This window comes from Mycobacterium sp. (assembly GCF_046330795.1).
Classification (GTDB): Bacteria; Actinomycetota; Actinomycetes; order Mycobacteriales; family Mycobacteriaceae; genus Mycobacterium.
On record NZ_JAXLSA010000001.1, the window covers coordinates 701446 to 728261 of the forward strand.

Sequence of the window (26816 nt, forward strand, 5' to 3'; positions counted from 1 at the left end):
GATCACCGGGCACCGTCCACCGCGAAGGTCGCCAGCGCAGCCCACCACAGCGGACTGGCGGCGACATCGCCGCTGCGCCAACGACGTAACTGGTCCCGCTGCCACCCACTGACGGCGCGTCCGGCATCCCGCGCACGGTGTGCCGTGTCGACGGCAATGACCGTTTCAGCCATGGGGTCTGCGAATCCATCTGCCGCACTGCGGAATTGGCGGTAGCCGGCGGTGGTGGGCAACGACCACAGCGTGGCGGTCACCAGCACCGCACCGCCCAGGATCAGTGCGGCCACCAATCCTGTCGCCTCATCGAAGCGATAGTCCCCGCCCGAGGAGCAGGCCAGCAGCGCGGCGCGTGGCGGGATCGGCAGCCGCGCCGCCATCAGGTCGGCCGCTGACAGTGGTACGGCGTCGGCGAGGTGTACCGCCGCGCGATCGGCGTATCCGACCGCGCCCTCGGCGGCGGTCGCGTGTCCGACGAACAACAACCGGGCCGGGCGCCGATTCAGCTGGGTCACCAGCCAGCCCCGGTCGGCATCGGCGTTGCGGAACAGCTCGACGGCCGACGCGACCTCGGGCAGGACGCTGCCCTCGGCCAACAACGCGGCGAAATACCGGGTCAGCGGGCTGTCCGGGTCGGGCCGGCCCAGCACCGAACCAAGCGCAGAGTCCGGACGCTGCCCCGGCACCCTCGGGTCGAGGATCAGCAGCGCTGCCCCGCCCGCCGCGACGCTCGGCGTCCGCGCAGAGTTCGCGATATTCGCCGGCGCAGCCATCAGGACGTCGGCGAGCTCGATCAACCGACGCTGGTCTCCGGGCGCCGACAGTAGCGACCACGGCACCTGGGCCAATCGCGCGGCTGGAGTGACGAACAGCGTGGGCAGCTCGTCACCTGCACTGGCGGCGATCAGCTCCCAGCCCGCCGACGGGATCAGCCGGTCACCGAGTTGTCCGGCCAGGCGCTGCTCGGCGTCCGGGGTGGCCAGCGAGCCGGTCGTAAGTGCACGCTCGACCGCAGCCCGCGGGCTCTCGGCAGTGCGGGGATCCGGGATCGCGTCGGCCAGCAGATCGCCGAGCGCGGTCAGTTCGGCGTTCTCGATCACCCAGGTGACGGTGGAACCGGGCACGCCGACGATCCGCAGGCTGGCATAGACGGCGACGCCGACGTCGGCGAAGCGCAACACGAGCGTCGGCGGTGCGGTCACGGCCATGTCGGCCACGCGGGGCTGTCGGCGGTGACCTGGCGGCCGTAGCGCTGCGTGGCCAACTCGCGGTAGTGGCCCAGGACGGCCGCGGCACCGGGATCCATCTGCAGTGGCGGCAGCGCCCCCAAGCTGGTGAGCGGCCCGGCCGCCACGGAGCCGTGACCGGAGGCCACCAGCGCGTATTCGCCGGTCTCGTCGACCGGGACGGCGGCGGTTGCGGTGTCGGCCCAGTCAGCGCTCACCAGCGCTTCCGGGGCGTTGAATGTGCCTCGTGCACAATGGTATTCGACGAGTTCGCGCACGACGGCGGTGTTCCCCCACTCCCAGGCCACCGCGAAGGCCCCGGCCAGGATGCGTGCCGAGACGTGGGCAGCCCAGCGCATCCGCGCGTCCGCGTCGCCGATCGCGTACCGCACGGAATCGACGGCAAGTGCGGCGGGGATCTTCAGTTCGGCCGCTTGGGCGAACTTCCGGTCCGCGGCACCGGGGTCGGCAAGCGCCTCGGCCCGCAGAATCGATCCGAGGTGATCGTCGAGCCGGGCATATTGCAGCCAGCTGTGCCGGGGCCATTCGTCGAGCAGTTGCCGGGCCGCGTCCACCCGGGTACGCGCGGCGGTGAAGTCGCCGCGCAGGATGTCGACCCAGCTGCGCTGCAAGAGGATCCGGTGGATGTGCAGCGGACGGCCGAGTTCACGCCAGTGCCGTTCGGCGTGACCGAGGCGCTCGTCGGCATCATCGAGCGCATCGACCGAGATGCTGATGAGTCCGAAGTACAGCCAGCATCGCGAGACATCATGCGCGCGTGCATGTTCGGCGATCGACGGATAGGCCGCGTGCACCAGCTCCTGGGCGGCGGCCCGGTCGCCCGCCGACCACGCGGCGGTGGCCCGCTCCAGCTGGGTGCGCGAGGTGGCCAGGGCCCAACCGCGCGCCCGGGCTCTGGCTTCGGCCCGACGCAGCCAGGGCTCGGCCTCGCCAAGGCGGCCGGTCTCCACGCAGAACCGCCCGTATCCCGTGCCGGCCAGCACACGGAGGGAATCGTCGTCCTCGGAACCGTCGCCGGGTCCGTCGAGCGCGTCGAACACCTTCTCCCACAGCGGGATCGACTGGACGTGCAGGTCATCGTCACACAGTGCGACGGCGCACAGGATTCGCGCGTGGGTCACCAGGTGCCGGTGCTCGTCATTCAGCCCCGCCGCTTCCGAGGGGTGATCGATCAGCTCGAGCAGGCCCGATTCGGCCGCCTCATGTTCGCCGTTCGCGGCGGCCAGCCCGATCTGCAGGAACAGTGCGCGACGGGTGTAGCGAGAAAGCATCTGGTCGATCTCGGCGTCGGACAAGGTGACCTGCCGGGCCAGGTCCGGCCGCTGCCCGGCCCGAATCCAGCGGTAGGTGTCGAGGCAGTCGCGGATGCGTTTCATGCTTTCGGTCACCCCGTCGTATGCCGTTCGGACCAGATAGATCTCGCCGAGCTGGGCCAACACCTCGAGCATCAGGTCGTCGCGGTCGGCCTGCTCGATCGTCGGCATCAGCGACAGCAGCAGTTCCTTGGCCGCGCCTTCGTCGGCAGCCAGCGCGAGGTGGCGCGCCCGCGCCAGATCGCTCGCGACTCCCGGGTCGATCGCCACCGCGTAATCATAGAAAGCGGCGGGCGCGCTGGGCACGCCCGCCGCTCTCCCCCTCCCCCTGGTCAGCTGCAGGTCACCGTGATGGTGAAGGGCTTGGTGATCATGCCGGCCATCGGGTTCTTCATGTCGGCCCCGGTGGCCTCACCGGTGATCGTGTAGGTGCTGCCGTCGACGGCGACCTTGGCGGATCCGACGCTGGCGCCGTTCATGTTGGTGACCGCCAGCGCGTTGCCGTCGAACACCATGCCGAGCGACTGCACCACCGGGGTGGCTTCGTCGGTCATCACGACACCCAGCCCCTGCTGGCCGCCGATCGCGGCGCTGCCGACATTGATCTTGCCGCCCTGCTTGACGCAGGTCACCGAGTTCAGATCGAGCCCCTGCAGGTCGGCGCCATCGACCTTGACCGCCGTCTTGCCGCCGCTGGACACCTGGGGGCTGGCGGCCGCGGACGGTGAGTTCTGCCCCGCGCTCTTCCCGCTGTCGTCGGAGCAGCCCACCATCAGTGCGGCGCCCGCGGCCAGTCCGATCACACCTGCGACAACTCGCTTCATCGATAGTCCCTTCGTTCGTGCGTCGCCTCGCTGGCGTCGTCGAAATGAAGTCAAGACGGCCGCCGTCGCTACCGATCCCAAATTTCGTCGGCGCCCGGGGGTACGGTTCGCTGGCTCGGCGGGGTGCGCGTCAAGCCCCGCTTCCCGTCGCCGCTGTCGAAGTCCGCCGGGTAGTGGTCAGTGCTGTCTCAGGCGGACGCCTTGCGCTTGCGCGCCGGCCGCTTGGTGGGCTGCGGCGCACTGCCGGCCAGGATCTCGGCCAGGAACTTGCCGGTGTAGCTCTCCGGCGTGTTCGCCACGTCCTCCGGAGTGCCCTGCGCGACGACGGTGCCGCCGCCGGCGCCACCTTCGGGACCCATGTCGATGACCCAGTCGGAGGTCTTGATGACATCCAGGTTGTGTTCGATGACGATGACCGAATTACCTTTGTCGACAAGGCCGTTGATGACCTTCAGCAGCTTGCGGATGTCCTCGAAGTGCAAGCCGGTGGTGGGTTCGTCGAGGATGTACACCGTTCGGCCGGTCGAACGCTTCTGCAATTCGGCGGCCAGCTTCACACGCTGCGCCTCACCGCCGGACAGCGTCGGCGCGGGCTGGCCGAGCCGGACGTACCCCAGCCCGACGTCGACCAGGGTCTTCAAGTAGCGGTGGATCCCGCTGATCGGTTCGAAGAACTCGGCGGCCTCCTCGATCGACATGTCGAGGACCTCGGAGATGGTCTTGCCCTTGTAGTGGACCTCGAGCGTCTCGCGGTTGTAGCGGGCACCCTGGCAGACCTCGCACGGCACGTAGACATCCGGCAGGAAGTTCATCTCGATCTTGATGGTGCCGTCGCCCGAACAGGCCTCGCAGCGTCCGCCCTTGACATTGAACGAGAATCGGCCCGGCTGGTACCCGCGCACCTTGGCCTCGGTGGTGGCGGCGAACAGCGTGCGGATCTTGTCGAACACCCCGGTGTAGGTGGCCGGATTGGACCGCGGGGTGCGCCCGATCGGTGACTGGTCGACGCGCACCAGCTTGTCGACGTGGTCCAGCCCCGTGATCCGGGTGTGCCGTCCCGGGACCTGCCGGGCACCATTGAGCTTGTTGGCCAGCACGGCCGCCAGGATGTCGTTGACCAGGGTCGACTTACCCGAACCGGACACCCCGGTCACCGCCGTCAGCACCCCCAGCGGGAACGCGACGTCGATGTCGCGCAGGTTGTGCTCGCGGGCACCGACCACGGTCAGCTGCCGGCGCCGGTCGGCCACCCGGCGCATGTCGGGCGTCTCGATGCTCTGCCGACCGGACAGATACGCGCCGGTGATGGAGTCCTTGTTGCGCAACAGGTCGGCATACGGCCCGCTGTGTACGACGGTTCCGCCGTGCTCACCGGCCGCCGGGCCAATGTCGACCACCCAGTCCGAGTGCGCGATGGTGTCCTCGTCGTGTTCGACGACGATCAGGGTGTTGCCGAGATCCCTGAGCCGCGTGAGGGTTTCGATGAGCCGGCGGTTGTCACGTTGATGCAGACCGATCGACGGCTCGTCGAGCACGTACAGCACGCCCACCAGCCCCGAGCCGATCTGGGTGGCCAGCCGGATGCGCTGGGCCTCGCCGCCGGACAGCGTGCCTGCGGCACGTTCGAGCGACAGGTACTCGAGGCCGACGTCGAGCAGGAAGCCCAGCCGTGACTGCACCTCTTTGAGGACCTGCCCGGCGATCGCCTGTTCGCGGGAACCGAGGGTGAGGGCATTGAGGAAGTCCGAGCAGTCCGAGATGGACAGCGCACACACCTCGGCGATGGACTTCGCGCCGCGCTCGCCGGCAGCGAGGGTGACCGCCAGGATTTCCGGCTTGAGCCTGGTGCCCTGGCAGACCGGGCACGGCACGTCGCGCATGAAGCCCTCGTAGCGCTCCTTCATCAACTCCGACTCGGTCTGCTCGATCTTGCGTTCCAGGAACGCCAGCACACCTTCGAAGTCCGCGTAGTAGGACCGCACCCGGCCGTACCGGTTCTTGTAGCGGACGTGGACCTGCTGATCGGAGCCTTCGAGAATCGCCCTGCGCGCCTTGGCCGGCAACTTGTTCCAGGGCGTGTCGACGTCGAATCCGAGCGCATCGCCGAGGCCCGCCAGCATCCGGGTGAAGTATTCGGCGCTCTGCCCCATCGACCACGGCGCCACGGCACCTTCGGCGAGCGTCAACTCGGGATCGGGCACCACCAGATCCGGGTCGACCTCCTTGCGGATGCCCAGGCCGACGCACTCCGGGCAGGCGCCGTAGGGCGAATTGAACGAGAACGATCGGGGTTCGAGGTCGTCGACGGCCAGCGGATGCGCGTTGGGACAGGCCAGCTTTTCGGAGAAGCGCTGCTCCCGATTGGGATGGTCGTCGTCGCGATCGACGAATTCGAGCACCACGATGCCGTCGGCGAGGTTCAGCGCGGTTTCCACCGAATCGGTGAGCCGCTGCTTGGCGGTGGCCTTGACGGTCAGGCGGTCGACGACCACCTCGATGTCGTGTTTCTCCTGCTTCTTGAGCTTCGGGGGGTCGGTCAGCGAATGCACCACGCCGTCGACGCGCACCCGGCTGTAGCCCTGGGTGTTGAGCTTGTCGAACAGGTCGACGAACTCGCCCTTGCGGGTCCGCACCACGGGAGCCAGCACCTGGAAGCGGGTGCCCTCCTCCATCGCGAGCACCTGATCGACGATCTGCTGCGGTGTCTGCCTGGCGATCCGCTCGCCACAGACCGGGCAATGCGGCGTGCCCGCCCGCGCATACAGCAGACGCAGGTAGTCATAGACCTCGGTGATGGTGCCGACCGTCGAACGCGGGTTGCGGTTGGTGGATTTCTGGTCGATGGACACCGCCGGCGAGAGCCCCTCGATGAAGTCGACGTCGGGCTTGTCCATCTGGCCCAGGAACTGCCGCGCGTACGCGGACAGTGACTCGACGTAGCGCCGCTGCCCCTCGGCGAAGATGGTGTCGAATGCCAGGGACGACTTCCCCGAGCCCGACAACCCGGTGAACACGATCAGCGAGTCGCGCGGAAGATCGAGGTCGATGCCACGCAGATTGTGCTCGCGCGCACCCTTGACGATCAGGCGGTCAGCCACGTAATCAACCCTCACCGAGCCCATCCACGAGGGCTCCACCTGCAACTTTGCGATCGCCTGCGGTGTGCTCCACAGACGACGTGGTCCATGCTATTCGCCGGTACCGACAAGTCGACGAGCCGCCGAGGCACGCGGCGGTGAGGAGCGCGTCAATCCAGAACCGACAAGTCGACGAGCCGCCGAGGCACGAGGCGGTGAGGAGCGCGTCAATCCAGAACCGACGAGTCCTCGCCGGGCAGTAACGTGACCGGCATGACTGTGATCGATGACGACTACACCGGCCACGTCGAAGCGGGCTCCGGCGCGCGGCGCACCTTGCCCGGCGCCTCGATCGTGAAGGTGTCGGTCGGCCCGATGGACAACAACGCATACCTGGTGACGTGTTCCCGCACCGGAGAGTCACTGCTGATCGACGCCGCCAACGACGCCGACACCCTGGCCGAGGTGGTCCGCGATCACGCCCCGAACGTGTCGTTGATCCTGACCACGCATCAGCACTTCGACCACTGGCAGGCGCTGGAGGCGCTCGCCGCGGCGACGGGCGCGCCCACCGCCGCCCACGCACTGGATGCCGAGCCCCTGCCGGTCGCCCCGGACCGACTGCTCGCCGGTGGCGACACCGTCACCGTGGGTGATCTCGAGTTCGACGTCATCCACCTGCGCGGGCACACCCCGGGTTCGGTGGCGCTCGCGCTGTCCGGCGAGGCCACCGGCGGCGTGACGCAGCTCTTCACCGGGGACTGCCTGTTCCCGGGCGGGGTCGGCAAGACCTGGCAGGACGGCGATTTCGAGCGGTTACTCGGCGACGTGTCCAGCCGGGTGTTCGACGTCTACGACGATTCGACCGTGGTCTATCCCGGCCACGGCGACGACACCACGCTCGGCGCCGAGCGGCCCCACTTGCAGGAGTGGCGCGAACGCGGCTGGTAGTTCGCCGGGTTCGGCGAGCGGCGTTGTTCCGCGAGCACGAGGCCCGGCGACGACCGCTGCGTCGGTGATCTAGGTGGTGTGCACGATCAGCACGTCGATCTTGGATCGACGCGCGACGTTGGCCGGCACCGAGCCGAGCAGCCGCCCGGCGATGGTGCTCAGGCCGACGTTTCCGACCACCAGCAGATCGGCGTTCACTTCTTCGGCGAGATCGACCAGCGCATCGACCGGCGCGCCGACGATCGCCTTCTCCTCGATATTGGCGGCGCCGGCCGCCTTGGCCCGGTCCTTGGCCTCACGCAGGATCGCGTAGATCGGCGCATTGCCCGCCATCTTGTAGCCCTCGTCCTTGAGGACGTCGGCAGCACGCGAGTCGTCGGTCGACGGGAAGTAGGCCGTTGCCACGATAACCTTGGCGTCGGGACCGGAAGCGAGTGCGCCGGCTCGGTCGACAGCACGCAGCGACGAGTCAGAGCCGTCCGTACCAACCACCACGGTCTTGTAGCTGCTCATCCATGCCCTCCACAGTTCATCGGTGATCCAGCGTCATCCGAGACAGTAACCCGTAGCCACGTGACGTTGGGTCACAATCGGGCAGGAATCGCCGCGCCGTTAAGGCGCTGAAGTGGCGCTCGGCCCCCTCACCAGCACGGAAACGTCGCAGGTGAGTTTGCCGACATCCGCCCATCCCGTTGATCCAGCGCTCATCCCCGCCGGCAATGTCGGCATCGTCACAGGGCTGGAAAACCAGTGCCCGACAACAGGAGTCGTTGCTGATTTCCCGCACTACCGGACCGCCGCATGTCAAGATCATCAACATGGGACCGTTCCTCATCCGCACCGCGTTCACGGGCCTCGCGCTCTGGCTCGTGACGCTGATCGTGCCGGGTATCGACATCGTCGGTGGCGCCAACACGCTGCAGCGGATCGGCATCGTCCTGGTGGTCGCGGTGATCTTCGGATTGGTCAACGCCGTCATCAAGCCGATCGTGCAGATTCTGGCGATACCGCTCTACATCCTGACGCTGGGCCTGGTGCACATCGTCATCAACGCGCTCATGTTGTGGATCACCTCCTGGATCACCGATCACGTCACACACTGGGGCCTGTTCATCGACAAGTTCTGGTGGACGGCAATCTGGGGCGCCATTGTCCTGTCACTCGTCGGCTGGGCGCTGGGAATTCTGATCCGCGACACCGTCGGTAGCGCCAGGCATTAAGTCCCTCGCTGCGCAGCGAAAGTCCTGACTCCGCGCGGAATCGTCACCCGTGCCCGGCCACGCTCCTAGGTTGGACGATGAGTGGCAAGGAGGCCGACATGGCCGAATTCATGCGCAACAGTGACGCTTTCACCTATCAGATGGAGAGCGATCCGCGACTGCGGTCCACCATCGTGACCGTCCTGATGATGGACGGCACCCCCGACTGGGACGTTCTCCGCGAGAGGTTCGACGCCGTCAGCCGGACCCTGCCGATGTTCCGGCAGCGGGTGGTATCCACCCCGGGTGGTACGCCACCGCGGTGGGAACCGGTTGTCGATTTCGACCTCGACTACCACGTACGGCGCGTCGGCGCCCCGGAGCCCGCCACGTTCGAGGGCGTGCTCGAGATGGCGCGGCTGGCCCAGATGGAGGCGTTCGATCCCGCCCGGCCGATGTGGCAGGCCACCCTGGTGGACGGCCTGGAGAACGGCGGGTCGGCCCTGCTGTGCAAGGTGCACCACGCGCTGACCGACGGTGTCGGCGGTGTCCAGATCGGGCTGACGCTGTTCGACCTGTCGGCCACTCCGCGCCGGCGGGAACCACTACCCGACCCGCCTGCGGCGGCGCGGCCCGGCGCACTTGCGGGGTACCGGGACGCCCTGCGCTACAACCTCGGCCTGGTCGGCCGCGCGGTGAGCGGCGGCATCCGCGCCGTGCCCACCGTGCTGGCCGGCGGTCTGCGCAGTCCGCTCGGCACGATCGGATCGGTCACGGCCACCGCGGCGTCGGTCTACCGGACCGTTCGGCCGGTGAACCGCACCGGCTCGGGGCTGATGACCGAGCGTGATCTGACCCGCCGGCTGGCGGTGCTCGATGTACCCAAGGCGGGGCTGCGTGAGGCGGCGCACCGCGCCGGAGGGGCGCTCAACGACGCGTTCGTGGCCGGTGTCGCCGGTGGGCTGCGGCTCTACCACGAGAAGCACGGCTGCGCGGTGGGCGACCTGCACCTGAGCATGCCGATCAATCTGCGTCATGAGTCAGATCCGATGGGCGGCAACAGGATAACGCTCATGCGTTTCGATGTGCCGGTGGGCGTCGCCGATCCCGCGCAACGCATCGCGGCGATCCATGAACGCACCAGCCGGGTGCGTGACGAACCGTCGCTGCCGCTGACGCAGACCATCGCCGGCGCGCTGAACCTCATGCCGCGCTGGTATATCGGCTCGATCCTGCGCAACGTCGACTTCGTCGCCAGCGACGTTCCGGGGGTGCCGGTGCCGGTCTTCCTCGGCGGCGCGACGGTACGCGCCCAGTACGCGTTCGGACCCACCATCGGATCGGCGCTCAACGTCACGCTCCTGACGTACGTGGACACCTGCGCGGTGGGCATCAACGTCGACACCGCAGCCATCCCCGACCACGACCTGCTCCAGGAATGCCTCAGCGCCGGATTCGACGAGGTGCTGGCGCTGGCCGGTGAGTGAGCCAGTGGCGGGTCGCCGACATACGCTCTGACACAGCCTGGTCTGCGTATAAGGAGTCCCGATGAATTGGCAGCAGATCCAGCCCTTCCTGGTGGCGCTGGCCATCGGGTTGCTGATCGGCCTCGAACGCGAACGCAGTCACATCCGCAAGATCCCGGCCGGATCGCGCTCGTTCGCGTTGCTGTCGCTGGCGGGCGTGGTTTCGGCGAGCTTCGACGAGTGGGTGATGGTGGCGGGCCTTGTCGGCGTGAGCGCGTTGGTGGCGTTGTCGTACTTCCGCACCAGCGCCGAGGACGCGGGAATCACCACGGCCATCGCCGCCCTGGTCGCCTATCTGCTCGGCGCCCTGGCCCTCACCCGCCCCGCATTGGCCGTGGCCCTCGCCGTGGTCGTCGCGGGCCTGCTCGTGTCGAAGGCGCGGATCCACCACTTCGCCCGCGAGGTCGTCAGCGAGGTCGAGGTCGAGGACGCCATCCGCTTCCTGGTGGTGGCGTTCGTGATCCTGCCGCTGCTGCCGGATCGGAATCTCGGCCCATACGGTGTGCTCAATCCCTCGAAGGTGTGGTTGCTCGTTGTTCTGCTGACCGGCATCGGCTGGTTCGGTTACATCGGCGTTCGGGCGCTCGGCCGTGAACGGGGTCTTCTCGTCACCGGCCTGGCCGGCGGGTTCGTCTCGGCCAGCGCGACCACCGCGTCGATGGCTCGCCTGAGCCGTACAGCCACGAGTCGTCGGCCGCCGCTCGCCGGCGCACTGCTCGCCAGCCTTGCCACGTTCATCCAGCTGCTCGTCGTCATCGCCGTCGTCGACGTCGACGTCCTGCGCCTCCTGTGGCCACCGGTGGTCGCCGGAGCGGCGGTGCTCGTCGGGATCTCCGTGTTCGTTGCCCGGGACGCACATCGCCCGACCGAGGACACCGCTGATGACAGCGCAACCGACGCGACGCCCTCAGGGCGTCCGTTCGCTCTGCGGCCTGCTCTCACCCTGGCGGCGGTGCTGACCTTCGCCCTCTTCGTAGCCCGTTGGGGCGCTGATGTTTTCGGCGCCAGGGGCGCGGTGTTGGCCGCATTCGCCTCGGGCCTGGCCGATGCTCATGCCGGCTCGGTGGCGGCCGCGAGCCTGGCCGCCAAGGGAGACATCACCGTCGATACCGCCCTGGTTGCGATCGCTGCCGCACTGGGCTCCAACCTGCTCGTCAAGATCGTGCTGGCCTTCACCGCCGGCGGCCGGCGATTCGGACTCGGATTCCTGAGCTGCATGGCCGCGCCGGCGATCGTCTTTGGTGTGGCGATGGCCGCGATGATCGCCGCCCCGTAACGGCGACGTGTGGCGACGAACCTCAGTCCAGGTCGATCCGGATGCTGAGCAGATCCGAGCCGAAGGTCCGCACGCCAAAGCTATTGAAGGCCGGAAGCTGTTCCAGCCGTGCGACCGGATCATCCTCGGGAACGGGGTGTGCGGTGCCCGTCAACCAATGGCCCCGAAGCCGCAGCCGGACCCTGGGGTTTGCCCGGATGTTCTTCACATACTGTGCGCCTTCACCGAACTCCGCCACCAACCAGAACTGGTCTCCGACGCGGCGTCCGCCCACAGCGGTGCGACGCGGCTCGCCCGACTTGCGGCCGGTCGTCTCCAGCAAGGTCTGACCGGGATTGAGTTTGGTGATGGGATTCGCCAACCGCCGCTGGAAGAGGTTGACAATCTTGTCGCGAAATCCAGACATTCACCGCCCCATTGCAGTTCCCGCTGGTGCCGCCGATGTCTCGACGCAACTCGAAGTGGCCCTTGGCTTTCGGACACTTCACTTCGTCGACCATCCCCGCTACCAACATCTGACGTGTACCAACATATCCGAGCGAGTGGCGGGATTCGAACCCGCGTGAACGGCTTTGCAGGCCGGTGCCTATCCTCTCGGCCACACCCGCGTTGATACGACCATGCCACGCGGAGCGAGGCCCCCGAAGGGTTGCGATCGCCGGGATTCAGACAGTCCTGCGCGCGGGCGTCCGCATTTGTACACCAGGAGCGGCGTGGCGCCGTGCAAACACGGACGCTCGCGGTCGGGAGAGCGCGGTCAGTGGCGGGCGCGGGAGGCCCGGTAGGACGCGACGCCCGTCAGCGCCGCCAGCCCCGCGAACAGACCGAACATCCAGCGGGCCGCGCTGGCGTCACCATGCCCGTTGACGTTGACCACCACACCGGCCAGGCCGGCGCCGAACGCACCGCACATCAACTGCACCGTGTTGATCGCCGCCGCGGCGACACCACCCTCGGCGGGGTCGGCCACATCGCCCATCGCCCAGGCCGATAGGTGCGGCCAGGCCATCCCGATCCCGCAACCGGCGACGAACAGCGCGACCACCCACACCGCCACCACGCTCAGCGAAGCCCCGTCGATCTGGCTCACGGCGGCCAGCGCCAGGCCGACGGCCATCACCAACGGGGCAACCGCGACGATGCGCGCGGTAACGCGCGTTCCACTCACCGACGCACTGGCGATCTCGCTGACCGTCCAGCCCACCGACAGGGCGACGCCCAGGAACCCGGCGGCCACGGGCACCAGGTGGGCGAGTCGCTGCCCGAACAGCGGCACGTACATGTCGGCCATCGTCGCTGCCATCAACAGACCCAGCGTGAGGTAGATCCACTTCAACGGTCCCGGCCCGAATGCGCTGGGCGGCAACACCGATGCCCCGGGACGGCGATCCACCCGCAGGAAAAGGGCGACCAATACCGCCCCGACTGCCAGCAGTGCACCCGAGACCTTCACGTCGTCGGGGATACCGGCGGCACTGACCGACATCGCGGCGCCGCCCAGCAGCAACAGCGACCGGACCGGGACGTTCCAGCCGGTGCGCTGAGCATCTTCACCCGTTCGGGCCGGCAGGGCGACGGGCACGAGCGCTGCGATCGCGACCGTGAGGAGCGCCAGCGCGCCGAATGCCCACCGCCATGAGCCGAATTGCGCGAACAATCCCCCACCGGCCGGGCCCACCACGGTGCCCACTCCCCACATCGCCGATACCAGCGCCGAGGCCCGGGTCCACAACCGTTGCGGCAGTGCGGAATTGATGACAGCGTAGCCGAGCCCGGCGAGCACCCCGCCGGCAGCACCTTGTACCACCCGACCGACGAGCAGGATCTCCATCGACGGCGCCAGCGCGCACATGACGCTGCCCACCCCGAATGCGGCAGCGCTCGCAAGGTACGCCCCGCGCGGTGCCAGCCGGACCAGCAGCGCGCTGACCGTCATGGCCGCCACCACCGAGGCCACCAGGTACACCGTGGTGACCCAGGCGTAGAACCGTTGCCCGCCGATCTCGGCGACCGCACTGGGCAGCAGGCTGATCGTCAGGAACTCGTTGGTGGCATACAGCGCGACGCCACCGGCCAGGACCGTCGACGTGCCCAGGTACCGGCCACCCAGCAGATCCCGCCAAGACCCCGCCTGCGTACCGGACTCCGTCACCGGTCCAACGCTAATGCGCTATTTCAGCCCGGCGGCATCCATCCCGCGGAGTTCCTTCTTCAGATCGGCGATCTCGTCGCGGATCCGGGCGGCCAGTTCGAACTGGAGGTCGCGGGCGGCCGTCATCATCTGCTCGGTCATGTCCTTGATCAGGTCCGCCAGTTCGGCCCGCGGCATACTCTTGGTGTCCCGGCCCTCGAACACCCCGGCGCTGACCGACCGGCCCGGTTCGCCCTGGGCGCGCCGGCCCCGTGACGAGTTCCGCCCGGATCCGCCGACAGCGACGGCCTCGGAAGCTTCGGTATCGCCGGCCTCCCGGTAGACCTGATCCAGGATGTCGGCGATCTTCTTCCGCAGCGGCTGCGGGTCGATGCCGTGCTCCTCGTTGTAGGCAATCTGTTTGGCTCGGCGCCGCTCGGTCTCGTCGATGGCCTCCTTCATCGAGTCGGTGATCTTGTCGGCGTACATGTGCACTTCGCCGGAGACGTTGCGGGCGGCGCGGCCGATGGTCTGGATCAGGCTGCGCGGCGAGCGCAGGAACCCCTCCTTGTCGGCGTCGAGTATCGCCACCAGCGACACCTCCGGCAGATCCAGACCCTCACGCAGCAGGTTGATGCCGACCAGGACGTCGTAGTCGCCGAGCCGCAACTGCCGCAACAGCTCCACCCGCCGCAGGGTGTCGACCTCGGAATGCAGGTACCGAACCCGAATGCCCATCTCGAGCAGGTAGTCGGTGAGGTCCTCGGCCATCTTCTTGGTCAAGGTGGTCACCAGGACGCGCTCGTCGCGTTCGGCGCGGATCCGGATCTCGCCGATCAGATCGTCGATCTGGCCCTTGGTCGGCTTCACCACCACCATCGGGTCGACCAACCCGGTCGGACGGATGACCTGCTCGACGAACTCGCCACCGGACTGACTGAGCTCATAGGGCCCGGGGGTGGCCGACAGGTACACCGTCTGGCCCACCCGGTCGGCGAACTCCTCCCAGGTCAGCGGCCGATTGTCGACGGCCGACGGCAGCCGGAAGCCGAAGTCCACCAGGTTGCGCTTGCGGGACATGTCGCCCTCGTACATCCCGCCGATCTGCGGCACCGTGACGTGCGACTCGTCGATGACGAGCAGGAAGTCCTCCGGGAAGTAGTCCAGCAGCGTTGCCGGCGCCGACCCGGCCGGCCGGCCGTCGATGTGCCGCGAGTAATTCTCGATGCCCGAGCAGAACCCGACCTGACGCATCATCTCGATGTCGTAGTTGGTCCGCATCCGCAGCCGCTGGGCCTCCAGCAGCTTGCCCTGGTTCTCCAATTCCGACAGCCGGGCCTCGAGCTCGGCCTCGATGGTGGAGATGGCGTGCGCCATCCGTTCGGGCCCCGCGACGTAATGGGTGGCCGGGAAGATCCGCAGCGAGTCGACCTTGCGGACCACGTCGCCGGTCAGCGGGTGCAGGTAGTAGAGGGCCTCGATCTCGTCGCCGAAGTACTCGATGCGCACGGCGAGTTCCTCGTAGGACGGGATGATCTCGACGGTGTCGCCGCGGACCCGGAACGAGCCCCGCGTGAACGACATATCGTTGCGCGTGTACTGCACATCCACCAGCAGTCTCAGCAGCCCGTCCCGGGGCACCTCGTCACCGACGTTGAGTTCCACCGAACGATCGAGGTAGGACTGCGGCGTGCCCAGGCCGTAGATGCAGGACACCGACGCCACCACCACGACATCACGCCGGGACAGCAGACTCGAGGTCGCCGAGTGCCGCAGCCGCTCGACGTCGTCGTTGATGGAGCTGTCCTTCTCGATGTAGGTATCGGTCTGCGCGATGTAGGCCTCGGGCTGGTAGTAGTCGTAGTACGACACGAAGTACTCGACCGCGTTGTGCGGCAACATCTCTCGCAGCTCATTGGCCAACTGGGCGGCCAGCGTCTTGTTGGGCGCCATGACCAGGGTGGGCCGTTGCAGCTTTTCGATGAGCCAGGCGGTGGTCGCGGACTTGCCGGTCCCGGTGGCGCCGAGCAGCACGATGTCGCGCTCCCCCGACCGGACCCGCCGCTCGAGGTCCGCGATGGCCGCGGGCTGGTCGCCGGCCGGCTCGTATTCGCTGACCACTTCGAACTGGCCGCCGCTGCGGACCAGCTCCTCGACCGCGCGGTATTCGGAGTGCGCGACAACCGGATGTTCAGTAGCGAACGCCATGTGTCCAGAGTAGGTGGGGGTGCCGACAACAGCTGCGGGAGCGGCGAACAGCACGCGTAGGCTTGGGGAGCAATCAAGTGACCGCGAGCTGGTCATGAGGCAATTGGAAACTGGGTGACGAGGTGACCCGCATGACCTCGAAGAAATTGATCGGAACGGCGACGTTGGCCGGTGCGCTCGGTGCAGCGGCCCTGGGCATCGGCGCAGGCCTTGCCCAAGCGGACGACAATTGGAAACCGTGGCAGCCGGACGGCAACCATTGGTCCAATTGGCTACCGGCTTCGCCCGGGCAGATCAAGCACGACTACTGCCCCTGGGATCCTCCGGGCCATTGGATTGGCGGCCCACACGGCATTCCGTGCACCTAGCCCGGGCTGCTCGACTCCACGGCAACGTGCCCGCAGTGGGCACCGACAACTTCACTCTCTAGCGGGGCCGCCGGTACGCTCACCCGCGTGCCCGAACCCGCCCGGATCGCGTTGCGCGTGCTCGGCCTGGCGCTGTTGGCCGCCAGCCTGCTGTTCCTGGTGCTCATCTTCTGGCCCGGTCCAGCCCAGGTCGCCGAATGGTTGGGCCGGTCCTGCGCCACCGGCCGGAACCGCGTCACCTACCAGTGCGACTGGCTCGATGCCGCCGACCTGCTGTGGACCGCCTTCTGGGTGAGTCTGGTGCTCGGTGCCGTATTGCGGATCACCACCCGGCCCGCCGGCCAGGGCCCGCGGACGATCGACCTTCGCCGCCTTTTCCGGTCATGAAACCCAGCTCTGCCTAAACTGACGGGATCCACACACCCAAACGCGAGACCTTCGACGTTCCCGCGCGCACCAACACCGATCCCAAGGGCATCGTGCGCGCGGTGGACGTCTACACCCCGCATCCCTGGGGTCTGTACATGGCCCGGCCGACGCCGGGCCGCGCCCAGTTCCACTATCTCGAGTCCTGGCTGCTGCCCGACCTGGGTCTGCGGGTCAGCATCTTCCACTGGAATCCGGGGCACGAACGCGAGCAGGACTTCTACCTCGACGTCTGCGACATCCGCATCGACGGCGACATCTGGCAGACCGAGGACCACTACCTCGACCTGGTCGTCCATACCGGCGACCGGACCGAGCTGCTCGACGTCGACGAACTCCTCGATGCCCTGCACGCCGGGCTGATCACCCCGGAAACCGCCGAGCGGGCCATCCACACCGCGGTGGGTGCGATCGACGGGCTGGCCGCCCACGGCCACGACCTACGGAGCTGGCTGTGCGGTAACGGCATGGACCTGTCCTGGCGATAACGGCGTAATGTCTGAAAACGTGAATCCCGCTGTCCGTGCCGCCGCCGCGGCGCTGGTCGTCGCCTGTGCGCCGTTGTGCGCCGGCACGGCATCGGCCGACCCCGAACCCCAGCCGGCCCCCCCGACGGACGGGGCCGGAACGACTCCGGATGCCGCGGATCAGCCGCTGCACAACATCACCTATCGGGCGCGGATCGACGGGGTCGCGCGCGGGGCCCTGATCACCTACAAGATCAACGACACCCAGGTGCAGAGCGCCGATCCGACGATGCTGCCGGGCCGGGTGTTCGAGGCCCAGTCGGTGCTGTCCGACGCGAACCTGGCCGGCATGCAGGTGTCGATCCAGTGGCCCTACGGCGCCAACCTGCACTGCGAGATCCTCGTCGACGACGCCGTGGTGGCGCAGGCCGACCAGTTCATCCGGCCACGGCTGACCCACGCCGACGACGACCCCGACTACGGCAAGCTGTTCTGCGGTGCACCGTTGATCAAGCCCGCCGGCGTTGCGACGCCCGCGGACCCCGCCGCCCCGGTGGCCCCGGCCCCGGCGCCGGAACCTCCGAGCACCTGACCTCTCAGTGCTGCGCGGGCTGCCACCCCGTGGCATCCGCCCACGCCCAGGCCCGCCGGTATCCGTCGAGGAACCAGGGTTCCTTGGCGGCCGCGTATGCCCCGACATCGGAGTGCGCCGCGGCGGCAGTGCGCTTGGCGGCCAGATAGTCGGTGCGCACCCCCGGGTTCGCGACGAGCCAAGCGGTGAACAGCAGCGCGAACTGCTGATTGGGCCAACCCGCCACCCGCACATGGATGTTGGTCGGCCGGCCCGGATCGGCCGAGGCATGAAATCGCTTGTTCCACAACTGGTTGTCATCGGTGTGATCGAATGCGGCGACGGTGCTGCGGCCATCGGGCTTCGGGACGTCGGCGATGATGTGTTCGACGCGCGGATACCCCGCGGCCAGCAGCGCCTCGGCGAGTTCGTCGGCCGTGGCCAGGGAATCCACGGTCACCTGGATGTCGATGACGTCCTTGGCGTCCAGACCCGGCACCGCGGTGGACCCGATGTGGTCCACCCGCAGGGCATGGTGTCCGCACGCGGTGTTGAGGCGCGCGACGATACGACGAGCCTGCTCGGGCCAATCGGGGTCATAGGGTGCCAGCCCCGCAGATCCGGGCACGGGTTGGCGGGCATGGACGTTGTGCGCAAAGGGCACGATGCGCTGGTACCACAGGTCACGGGCCGGCTCCACGAGTTCGCCCGCGCTGCCCGAGTTCTCCAGCCACACGTCGGCGACCAGTCGGCGCTGCTCCTCGGTGGCCTGCGCGGCGATCCGGGCCCGGGCGTCGTCCTCGCTGAATCCCCGGTGGTCGATCAGCCGCCGGACGCGCACCTCTTCGTCGGCATGAACCATGATGACCAACGGGAACATCGGCGCCATCTGGGATTCCACCAGCAGCGGAATATCTTCCACGATGACCGGGCATTCCGCGGCCTCAACGGCCGTAGCGATCAGTTCCGACCGACGGTGCGCGACCAGCGGATGCACGATCCCGTTGAGGGTGGCGCGCTTGTCGTCGTCACTGAACGCGATGGCGGCCAGCGCGGGCCGGTTGAGGGCCCCGTCCGGGTGCAGGATGTCCCGCCCGAACGCGTCGACCAGCTTGGCCAGCCCCTCCGTGCCGGGTTCGACGACCTCGCGGGCGATGACGTCGCCGTCGACGACGATGCCGCCGCATTCGGCGAATGTGGCCGACACCGTTGACTTTCCGGCGCCGATTCCCCCGCTCAGTCCGATTCGCAGCATGGGTGCCAGTCTGTCAGGGGCCCAGAACGAAGAACTCCCCGGCTCCTTGCGGGGCCGGGGAGTTCTTCGTGTATTGCGTCAGTGTCAGGCGTTGCCGGCGAGCTTCTCGCGCAGCGCGGCCAGCTGAGCATCGCTGGCCAGCGAACCGCCGGCCTCTTCGCGCGAGGCACCGTTGGACGACGACGAGGACGACGTCGGCCGGGCCGCTTCTTCGGCCTCGGCAGCGGCGAACTTCTCCATCTGCGCCGTGTGCATCTTGTGCCGACGCTCGGCCTCGGCGTAGCGGGCCTCCCACTCGGAACGCTGCTTGTCGAAGCCCTCGAGCCATTCGTTGGTCTCGGCATCGAAGCCCTCGGGGAAGATGTAGTTGCCCGCCTCGTCGTAGCTGTCGGCCATGCCGTACTTCGAGGGGTCGAACTCCTCGGTGTAGTCCTCGTTGGCCTGCTTGAGGCTCAGCGAGATCCGGCGACGCTCCAGGTCGATGTCGATGACCTTGACCATCGCATCGTCGCCGACGGCCACGACCTGGTCCGGCACCTCGACGTGGCGCTCGGCCAGCTCGGAGATGTGCACCAGGCCCTCGATGCCCTCTTCGACGCGGACGAACGCGCCGAACGGAACCAGCTTGGTGACCTTGCCCGGAACGATCTGCCCGATGGCGTGCGTGCGCGCGAAGTGGCGCCACGGATCTTCCTGAGTGGCCTTGAGCGACAACGAAACCCGCTCGCGGTCCATGTCGACGTCGAGGACCTCGACGGTGACCTCGTCGCCCACCTGGACGACCTCCGACGGGTGGTCGATGTGCTTCCAGGACAGCTCGGAGACGTGCACCAGGCCGTCGACACCGCCGAGATCGACGAACGCGCCGAAGTTGACGATCGAGGACACGACACCCTTGCGGATGGCGCCCTTGGTGAGCTGGTTGAGGAACTCGCTGCGCACCTCGGACTGGGTCTGCTCCAGCCAGGCACGGCGCGAGAGCACCACGTTGTTGCGGTTCTTGTCGAGCTCGATGATCTTGGCCTCGATCTCCTTGCCGATGTACGGCTGCAGATCGCGGACGCGACGCATCTCGACCAGGGAGGCGGGCAGGAAGCCGCGCAGGCCGATGTCGAGGATCAGGCCGCCCTTGACGACCTCGATGACGGTGCCCTTGACGGCCTCGTCCTTCTCCTTGAGCTCTTCGATGGTGCCCCAGGCACGCTCGTACTGAGCGCGCTTCTTGGACAGGATCAGGCGGCCTTCCTTGTCCTCCTTGGTGAGGACCAGAGCTTCGACCTCGTCGCCGACGGACACAACCTCATTGGGGTCGACGTCGTGCTTGATGGACAGCTCACGGGAAGGAATGACACCTTCGGTCTTGTAACCGATGTCGAGCAGGACTTCGTCACGGTCAACCTTGACGATGGTCCCTTCGACGATGTCGCCATCGTTGAAGTATTTGATGGTCTTGTCGATGGCGGCGAGGAAATCCTCCGCGGTGCCGATGTCGTTGAGGGCTACTTGCGGAGAGGTGACGGAGGGACTTGACATATTGTTGGGTTGCTCCGGACAGGTCTAATCGTAGGGACAGGTTGTTGGTTCTTTCGTGCCCGCGAACATGTGCACACGGGTACCGGATAAGCCTACGTCACCGGGCACACGCTGGACAAACTCAGCCCCGCTGGCGGGGATCATCGCGGCCCGCCGTCCCGTATCGCTCGAGCCATTCGTTCACCAGAAGGACCGCTGGGTCGAAGGGTCTGTCCCAGAAACCCATCACGTAGCCGTCGGCCTGGCGTCGGGGGCTCCGACGCCGGTCGGGCAGGTAGCGAAACCCGACCTGGACCAGCGGTCCCTCGGCCCCGAGCAACAACCACGCCGAGACCGTGGCCGGACACACTAGCCTGCTCATCGTGCACAATCCGCCGGTGCCGTCGCACCCACAAGTGCCCCAGCCGTTCCATGCCGGTCTACCGGCCAAGATCCGCAAGGTGGGTGCGCCCGTCGGCGTGATCATCGCGCTCGGCACGGCAGTTGCGCTGATCCTCGTCCTGATCACGGCCACCAACCCGGGCGGCGCCGTCATCGGGATCGCGCTGACCACCGCGGCCATCACCGTCGTCCTGCTGGCGTACCTGTGGCTGGACCGCTGGGAACCCGAACCGCCGCGATTGCTGGTGTTCGCGTTCCTCTGGGGGGCGTCGCTGGCGATCGTGGTGTCGATCGTGCTCGAAGTGGTGTTCGAACACGCGATCAATCCGGCCTCGACGATCGAGTCCGATGCCAGTGCCTTCACCGTCGCGTTCGGCGCGCCGCTCATCGAAGAAGCGGCGAAAGGTTCGTTCTTGCTGCTGATGATGACCGGCCGGCGCCGACTCGAGCTCAACTCGCTGACCGACTGCCTGGTGTACGCCGGGCTGGTGGCTGCGGGCTTCGCGTGGATCGAGGACATCTTCTACATCGCCAACGCCGAGACGCTGGCCGCCTCGCTGGTGACCGCCGCCCTGCGGTTGGTGATGGCACCGTTCGCACATCCGCTGTTCACCACGATGACGGGCATCGGGGTGTACTTCGCGCTCAAACGGCGCAACCCGTTGGCCAAGGCGGGCTGCATCCTGCTCGGCTACCTGGCCGCGGTGCTGCTGCACGGCGTGTGGAACGGCTCGGCGTTGTTCGGCATCAAGGCCTACTTCGGCGTCTACGCCTTCTTCATGGTGCCGATCTTCGCGCTGGTGATCACGCTGGCGGTGCACAGCCGGCGCCGCGAACAGCGCACCGTCGCCGCGAAACTTCCCGGCATGGTGACCGCCGGGCTGGTGACCGCCAACGAAGCGACCTGGCTGGGCTCGCTGGCGACCCGCAAACAGGCGATCGCCGCCGCGCAGGGCTTCGGCGGCAAGAACGCGGCCCGCGCGACCAAGCGGTTCGCCGCACAGGTGGTCGACTTGGCCTTCGTGAAGGACCGCATCGACCGCGGGTTCGGCAACCCCGAGGTGGATGCGCTGTTCAACGAGGAGACCCAAACGCTACGGACGACCCGGGCGGCCTACGACGCGACGTTGCGTGCCCTGGCGGGCTACCGGTTCGTCACCCCGCCGCGCTGACCCAGGGCGATTGCGCTGACCACGACGTAGGGGGACTCGAAGCTCACCGCGCCGTCGACACCCACGTAGGGTGCCAGGGCAGCCTCGAACCCGGAGCGGAGCGCGGCACTCTGCTGCGCGTCGGCGATGGCGAACGCCGCGACGTGGATCGGCGATTCCTCCGTCAGGAATTCCATCGTTGTGGTCAGCGAATCGAATTGCCAAGTGTGGCTGTGGTTCTCGATCTCGATCTGCACGAAAGCGTCGGACAGTCGGGCCTGCACCACTGGTGGGTCGCCCCACTGATCGGGCGCGAATCCGGTCGCCGGCGCTCCGAAAACGGCAGCCACCGGATCGTAGATCGGATTGGGCTCCGTGCGCACCCATGACGAGTAGCTCAGCACGCCACCAGGTTTCAGCAGCCGCGCGATCTCGGCGACCTGCCGCCCGGGATCGACGAAGATGATGCCCATATTGGAGATCACCGCGTCGAATCCGCTGTCGGCCAGACCGGTTTCGGCCGCGTCGCCCACTACCCAGGTGATCTGCCGGTCGCCGCACCGGGACTCGGCCAGTTCGATCAACTCCGGGGTGAGATCCACGCCGGTCACCCGCGCTCCACGGTCGGCCGCGGACAGCGAGGCGGTCCCGGTGCCGCAGCCCAGGTCCACCACGGCACCGTCGCGCAGTCCGACCCGTCGGTCCGCCGTGCTGACCACTCGGTTCGCGATGCCGGCGATGCGATCACCCACCGCGTCGTAGTGGCCCCGCGCCCAGAACGTCGAATGGGACATGAGCCCACGTTGCCACACGCATACTGACAGCGACAGGGGTCTGATCAAAGGGGGAACGAGATGAAATGTCGGGCTGCGGTATTGCGGGGGGTCGGGCGGGATTGGGACATCGAGGAGATCACGCTCGATCCGCCTCGCGACGGCGAAGTGCTGGTGAAGATGTCAGTCGCCGGGGTCTGTCACTCCGACGATCACTACGCCACCGGCGACGGCGTGATGGTGCCGGAACTGCAGGCGATGGTGGAGGCGATGGGCGGCCTCGCGCCGGAGTATTTCCCGCTCCTGGGCGGCCACGAGGGTGCCGGCGTGGTCGTCGAAGTCGGTCCCGGCGTGCGCTCGGTGCGGCCCGGCGACCACGTCGCGACCTCGTTCATCCCGGCCTGCGGTCGGTGCCGGTGGTGCGTATCCGGAAAGTCGTACATGTGTGACGGTGGCGCGCTGTTGTTCTCCCGTCAGATGACCACCGACGGCACCGCGCGCCGCCACCTCGGCGACGAGGATCTGATTCGCGATGACACAGCTCGGCACGTTTGCCGAATACATGGTGGTCGCCGAGGACTCGCTCGTGAAGGTTGACGACGACATCCCCTTCGAGGCGGCCTCACTGGTGTCCTGTGGGGTCACCACGGGGTGGGGGTCGGCCACCGTCGGCGTGGGCACCGAGCCCGGTGACACGGTGGTCGTGATCGGAACCGGTGGGATCGGGATCAACGCCGTGCAGGGTGCGCGCGCCGCCGGCGCCAGCAACGTGGTAGCGGTGGATCCCGTTGATTTCAAACGTGATTCGGCAAAGTTCTTCGGCGCCACCGACACTGCGCCGAGCGTCGAGGAGGCCATACCGCTGGTCCATCAACTGACCAGGGGCGTGATGGCGGATCGCGTCGTGCTGACCCCCAGCGTGCTGCCTGCCGAACTGATCGCGCCGGCCATGATGCTGACCCGAAAGGGTGGCACCTGTCTGATGACGGGGATCCCCAAACTCGAGGTCAACACCGTACCGCTGGTGCTCGTCGACATGATCCAGGGTTGTAAACAGCTCAAGGGCTTGCTGTTCGGCGGCATGAACCCGCGCAACGCCATCCCGATGCTGCTGTCGACGTATCGCAGTGGCGATCTCAAACTCGACGAGTTGGTAACCCGCCGCTATCCGCTCGACGGGATCAACGACGCGATCGCCGATCTGCGGGCCGGCCGCAACATTCGCGGCATCATCGAGTTCGGTTGACTCCTGGCGAGGGTGCACGCTTATGCATTCTCCGGCCCTCGAACTGCATATACGTGCACGGTCGCGCGGAAGGCTAGTGCGCCGCGGCATCCCAGCTGCGGCCGTATCCGACCGACACCTCGAGGGGCACGTCGAGCGGATAGGCGCTGCCCATCTTGTCGCGGATCAATGCTTCGACCTCGTCACGTTCACCGTCGGCAATCTCCAGCAGCAATTCGTCGTGCACCTGCAGGAGCATCCGCGAGCCGAGCCCGGCCCCACGTAATGCCGTGTCCACGTTGATCATCGCCACCTTGATGATGTCGGCCGCGCTGCCCTGGATGGGCGCATTGAGGGCCGCCCGCTCGGCGGCCTCACGCACCTGACGGTTGCTGCTGTCCAACTCGGGCAGATAGCGCCGCCGGCCGAACACGGTCGAGGTGTAGCCGTCCTTGCGGGCCTGCTCGACGACGGATTGGAGATAGTCGCGCACCCCGCCGAATCGGGCGAAGTACTGGTCCATCTGGGCCTTGGCCTCCTCCGTGGAGATCTTGAGCTGGGAAGCCAGGCCGTACGCACTCAGGCCGTACGCCAGGCCGTACGACATCGCCTTCACCCGACGACGCAATTCCGGTGTGACATCCGCGATTTCGACGCTAAAGGCCCGGGAGGCGACGAAGGAGTGGAGGTCCTCGCCGGTGTTGAACGCCTCGATGAGGCCTTCGTCGCCGGACAGGTGCGCCATGATCCGCATCTCGATCTGGCTGTAGTCGGCGGTCATCAATTCGGCGTAGCCCTGGCCCACGACGAAGCCGTCCCGGATCTCGCGTCCGGCCTCGGTCCGGATCGGGATGTTCTGCAGGTTCGGCTCGGTGGACGAGAGCCGGCCGGTGGCCGCAATCGTCTGGTTGAACGTGGTGTGGATCCGCCCGTCGGCCGCGGTGGCCGCGAGCAGGCCGTCGACGGTGACCTTGAGCCGGGTCTTGTCGCGGTGGGTCAGCAGGTGCTGCAGGAAGGGGTGGCCGGTCTTGTCGAACAGCGACTGCAGCGCGTCGGCATCCGTGGTGTAGCCGGTCTTGGTCTTCTTGGTCTTCGGCATTTCCAGTTCGTCGAACAGCACGACCTGCAGTTGCTTGGGTGAACCGAGGTTGATCTGCTTGCCGATGACGGCATAGGCGGCCTCCGCGGCGTCGCGGATCTGGTCGCCGAACTGGCTCTGCAGCTGGGTCAACAGGTCCAGATCGACCGCGATTCCGGTGGTCTCCATGCCGGCCAGCGCCGACTGCACCGGCAGTTCCATGTCGACCAGCAAGGACGCTGAGTCGATCCGGTCCAGCTCGGTGTCCAGCGCCTCGGCCAGGTCGATGACCGCACGGGCGCGCAGGATCAGCGTCTGCACGGCCTGATCATCCACGCCCTCTTCGTCATCGAGCAGCGAAAGCTGTTGCTGCTCAGGGGTATCCGCCCGCAGTTCGCGGCGCAGGTAGCGCAACGAGAGGTCATCCAGGGCGAAGCTGCGCTGCCCGGGACGCACCAGATAGGCGGCCAGCGCCGTGTCGGACGTAACCCCGGCCAGGGTCCAGCCGCGCCCGGCCAGGTCGTGCATTGCCAGTTTCGCCTCGTGCACGGCTTTCGGCCTGCCCTCGTCGGCCAGCCATTGTGCGAGTGCCGCCTCGTCCTCCGGGGTCAGTGCCGTGGTGTCGATGTAGCACCCTTCGCCGTCGGCCGCTGCCACCGCCAATGCGGTCGCGTCACTGTCGAAAGCCAGATGCGTGCCCACGACCGCGATCCCGGCCCGCTCACCGGCAGCGAGATGTTCATCGAGCCACGCACCGACGGCCCCGGGCGCCAGCGCGCCGCCGCGGACGTCGAACCCTTCGTCGACCTCGGGATCCGTCGAGGCCAGCGTGTCGAACAGCCGGTCGCGCAGCACCCGGAATTCCAGATCGTCGAACAGCCGGTGGATGTGATCGCGGTCCCACGGCTGCATCCGCAGCGTGTCGGGTGTCTGCGCCAGCGGAACGTCCTTGACCAGGTCCGTGAGCTCGCGGTTCAGGATCACCGAGGACAGATGCGCGCGCAGCGCGTCACCGACCTTGCCCTTGACCGTGTCGACGTTGTCGACCAGGCCCTGCAGCGAGCCGTACTCCACGATCCACTTCGAGGCCGTCTTCTCCCCCACACCCGGGATGCCCGGCAGGTTGTCACTGGGGTCGCCACGCAGCGCCGCGAAATCCGGGTATTGCGCCGGGGTCAGGCCGTACTTCTCGACGACGGCATCCGGGGTGAAGCGCGTTAGTTCGCTGACGCCCTTGCGGGGGTAGAGCACGGTGACGTCATCGCTGACCAGTTGCAGCGAATCCCGGTCGCCGGTGACCACCAGCACCCGGTAGCCCTGGTCCTCGGCCTGGGTGGCCAGGGTGGCGATCAGGTCGTCGGCCTCGAACCCCTGCTCGGCGAGCACGGTGATACCCAGTGCGACAAGAACTTCCTTGGTGATGTCGATCTGGCCGCGGAACTCGTCGGGCGTTGCCGACCGTCCCTCCTTGTACTCCGGGTACTTCTCCTTGCGGAAGGTCTGCCGGGACACGTCGAAGGCGGCGGCGATGTGCGTGGGACCTTCGTCGCGCAGCAGGTTGATCAGCATCGCCGTGAAGCCGTACACCGCGTTGGTGGTCAGGCCGCCCTTGGTCTTGAAGTTCTCGGCGGGCAGCGCGTAGAACGCCCGGAAGGCCAGCGAGTTGCCGTCCAGCAGCATCAGGGTGGGCTTCGTGTCAGAAGGCGCGTCGGCGACAGGGGCAGTCTTGGCGGGACTCACGGGCTCAACTCTAAGCATCGGGCCCGACAGCAGGCTCGGCTCCCGGTGGCCGGAACAAAACTGGAACACGTTTCAGTTTGGCCGCCGATCTCCGTTACG

22 protein-coding genes, 1 tRNA gene and 1 pseudogene are annotated in these 26816 nt (G+C 67.5%); 10 read left to right on the plus strand and 14 right to left on the minus strand.

The window, feature by feature from the left end:
- Positions 1–2: 2 nt before the first annotated feature.
- From U0R18_RS03425 to uvrA, 4 genes are all read right to left on the minus strand, one after another.
- Positions 3–1214 (minus strand): CHAT domain-containing protein, encoded by a 1212-nt coding sequence (locus U0R18_RS03425; protein WP_526365954.1) that lies wholly within the window; start codon positions 1212–1214, stop codon positions 3–5.
- Positions 1196–2863 (minus strand): hypothetical protein, encoded by a 1668-nt coding sequence (locus U0R18_RS03430; RefSeq protein WP_526365956.1) that lies wholly within the window; start codon positions 2861–2863, stop codon positions 1196–1198. The genes U0R18_RS03425 and U0R18_RS03430 overlap by 19 nt, the downstream gene beginning before the upstream one ends.
- Positions 2864–2889: 26 nt before the next feature.
- Complete coding sequence (locus U0R18_RS03435) at positions 2890–3381, minus strand: lipoprotein LpqH (protein ID WP_526365958.1); 492 nt, start codon at positions 3379–3381, stop codon at positions 2890–2892.
- Positions 3382–3569: 188 nt separating this feature from the next.
- The gene (gene uvrA, locus U0R18_RS03440) at positions 3570–6479 is read right to left on the minus strand and encodes an excinuclease ABC subunit UvrA (protein ID WP_526365960.1); all 2910 of its coding nucleotides are present in this window, start codon (positions 6477–6479) and stop codon (positions 3570–3572) included.
- A gap of 252 nt (positions 6480–6731) precedes the next feature.
- On the opposite strand from uvrA, the gene U0R18_RS03445 reads away from it, so the two are divergent.
- Positions 6732–7409: an MBL fold metallo-hydrolase gene (locus tag U0R18_RS03445; protein WP_526365962.1), complete on the plus strand. Its 678-nt coding sequence runs from the start codon at positions 6732–6734 to the stop codon at positions 7407–7409.
- 69 nt (positions 7410–7478) lie between these two features.
- Here U0R18_RS03445 and U0R18_RS03450 read toward each other — a convergent pair whose 3' ends face one another.
- Positions 7479–7922, minus strand: coding sequence for a universal stress protein (locus U0R18_RS03450; RefSeq protein ID WP_526365964.1), 444 nt, complete (start codon positions 7920–7922; stop codon positions 7479–7481).
- 305 nt (positions 7923–8227) lie between these two features.
- Between U0R18_RS03450 and U0R18_RS03455 the strand changes: the two genes are divergently transcribed.
- From U0R18_RS03455 to U0R18_RS03465, 3 genes are all read left to right on the plus strand, one after another.
- Entirely contained in the window at positions 8228–8629 is a 402-nt protein-coding gene (locus U0R18_RS03455; RefSeq protein ID WP_526365966.1) for a phage holin family protein, read from the plus strand.
- Between the two features lie 98 nt (positions 8630–8727).
- The gene (locus U0R18_RS03460) at positions 8728–10095 is read left to right on the plus strand and encodes a wax ester/triacylglycerol synthase domain-containing protein (RefSeq protein WP_526367385.1); all 1368 of its coding nucleotides are present in this window, start codon (positions 8728–8730) and stop codon (positions 10093–10095) included.
- 61 nt (positions 10096–10156) lie between these two features.
- Positions 10157–11410 (plus strand): MgtC/SapB family protein, encoded by a 1254-nt coding sequence (locus U0R18_RS03465; protein ID WP_526365968.1) that lies wholly within the window; start codon positions 10157–10159, stop codon positions 11408–11410.
- 22 nt (positions 11411–11432) lie between these two features.
- On the opposite strand, the gene U0R18_RS03470 is transcribed toward U0R18_RS03465, so the two are convergent.
- From U0R18_RS03470 to uvrB, 4 genes are all read right to left on the minus strand, one after another.
- Positions 11433–11816, minus strand: coding sequence for a nitroreductase/quinone reductase family protein (locus tag U0R18_RS03470; RefSeq protein WP_526365970.1), 384 nt, complete (start codon positions 11814–11816; stop codon positions 11433–11435).
- A 131-nt stretch (positions 11817–11947) separates the two neighbouring features.
- Positions 11948–12018 (minus strand) — tRNA-Cys (locus U0R18_RS03475).
- Positions 12019–12167: 149 nt separating this feature from the next.
- Positions 12168–13562, minus strand: coding sequence for an MFS transporter (locus U0R18_RS03480; protein WP_526365972.1), 1395 nt, complete (start codon positions 13560–13562; stop codon positions 12168–12170).
- 18 nt (positions 13563–13580) lie between these two features.
- Positions 13581–15749, minus strand: a complete 2169-nt coding sequence (gene uvrB / locus U0R18_RS03485; protein WP_526365974.1) for an excinuclease ABC subunit UvrB — start codon at positions 15747–15749, stop codon at positions 13581–13583.
- A gap of 131 nt (positions 15750–15880) precedes the next feature.
- Here uvrB and U0R18_RS03490 point away from each other — a divergent pair, with 131 nt between their 5' ends.
- The 4 genes from U0R18_RS03490 to U0R18_RS03505 all read left to right on the plus strand — a co-directional run bounded on the left by U0R18_RS03490 (position 15881) and on the right by U0R18_RS03505 (position 17602).
- Positions 15881–16117 (plus strand): hypothetical protein, encoded by a 237-nt coding sequence (locus U0R18_RS03490; protein ID WP_526365976.1) that lies wholly within the window; start codon positions 15881–15883, stop codon positions 16115–16117.
- An 87-nt stretch (positions 16118–16204) separates the two neighbouring features.
- Positions 16205–16504 (plus strand): hypothetical protein, encoded by a 300-nt coding sequence (locus U0R18_RS03495; protein ID WP_526365978.1) that lies wholly within the window; start codon positions 16205–16207, stop codon positions 16502–16504.
- 26 nt (positions 16505–16530) lie between these two features.
- Entirely contained in the window at positions 16531–17031 is a 501-nt protein-coding gene (locus U0R18_RS03500) for a ribonuclease FAU-1 family protein (protein WP_526367387.1), read from the plus strand.
- 19 nt (positions 17032–17050) lie between these two features.
- Positions 17051–17602 carry a hypothetical protein gene (locus U0R18_RS03505; protein WP_526365980.1) on the plus strand — a complete coding sequence of 184 codons (552 nt, stop codon included), beginning with the start codon at positions 17051–17053 and terminating at the stop codon, positions 17600–17602.
- A gap of 4 nt (positions 17603–17606) precedes the next feature.
- On the opposite strand, the gene coaE is transcribed toward U0R18_RS03505, so the two are convergent.
- From coaE to U0R18_RS03520, 3 genes are all read right to left on the minus strand, one after another.
- The gene (gene coaE / locus U0R18_RS03510; RefSeq protein ID WP_526365982.1) at positions 17607–18836 is read right to left on the minus strand and encodes a dephospho-CoA kinase; all 1230 of its coding nucleotides are present in this window, start codon (positions 18834–18836) and stop codon (positions 17607–17609) included.
- 84 nt (positions 18837–18920) lie between these two features.
- Entirely contained in the window at positions 18921–20369 is a 1449-nt protein-coding gene (gene rpsA / locus U0R18_RS03515) for a 30S ribosomal protein S1 (RefSeq protein ID WP_526365984.1), read from the minus strand.
- Positions 20370–20490: 121 nt separating this feature from the next.
- Positions 20491–20730: a hypothetical protein gene (locus tag U0R18_RS03520; protein WP_526365986.1), complete on the minus strand. Its 240-nt coding sequence runs from the start codon at positions 20728–20730 to the stop codon at positions 20491–20493.
- A 1-nt stretch (position 20731) separates the two neighbouring features.
- Between U0R18_RS03520 and U0R18_RS03525 the strand changes: the two genes are divergently transcribed.
- Positions 20732–21922, plus strand: a complete 1191-nt coding sequence (locus U0R18_RS03525) for a PrsW family intramembrane metalloprotease (protein WP_526365988.1) — start codon at positions 20732–20734, stop codon at positions 21920–21922.
- On the opposite strand, the gene U0R18_RS03530 is transcribed toward U0R18_RS03525, so the two are convergent.
- Complete coding sequence (locus tag U0R18_RS03530; protein ID WP_526365989.1) at positions 21895–22695, minus strand: methyltransferase domain-containing protein; 801 nt, start codon at positions 22693–22695, stop codon at positions 21895–21897. The genes U0R18_RS03525 and U0R18_RS03530 overlap by 28 nt on opposite strands.
- A gap of 60 nt (positions 22696–22755) precedes the next feature.
- Between U0R18_RS03530 and U0R18_RS03535 the strand changes: the two are divergent.
- Positions 22756–23920, plus strand: a pseudogene (locus U0R18_RS03535) (NDMA-dependent alcohol dehydrogenase).
- A gap of 73 nt (positions 23921–23993) precedes the next feature.
- Here U0R18_RS03535 and polA read toward each other — a convergent pair.
- Positions 23994–26735, minus strand: a complete 2742-nt coding sequence (polA, locus tag U0R18_RS03540) for a DNA polymerase I (RefSeq protein ID WP_526365991.1) — start codon at positions 26733–26735, stop codon at positions 23994–23996.
- Between the last annotated feature and the right edge of the window lie 81 nt (positions 26736–26816).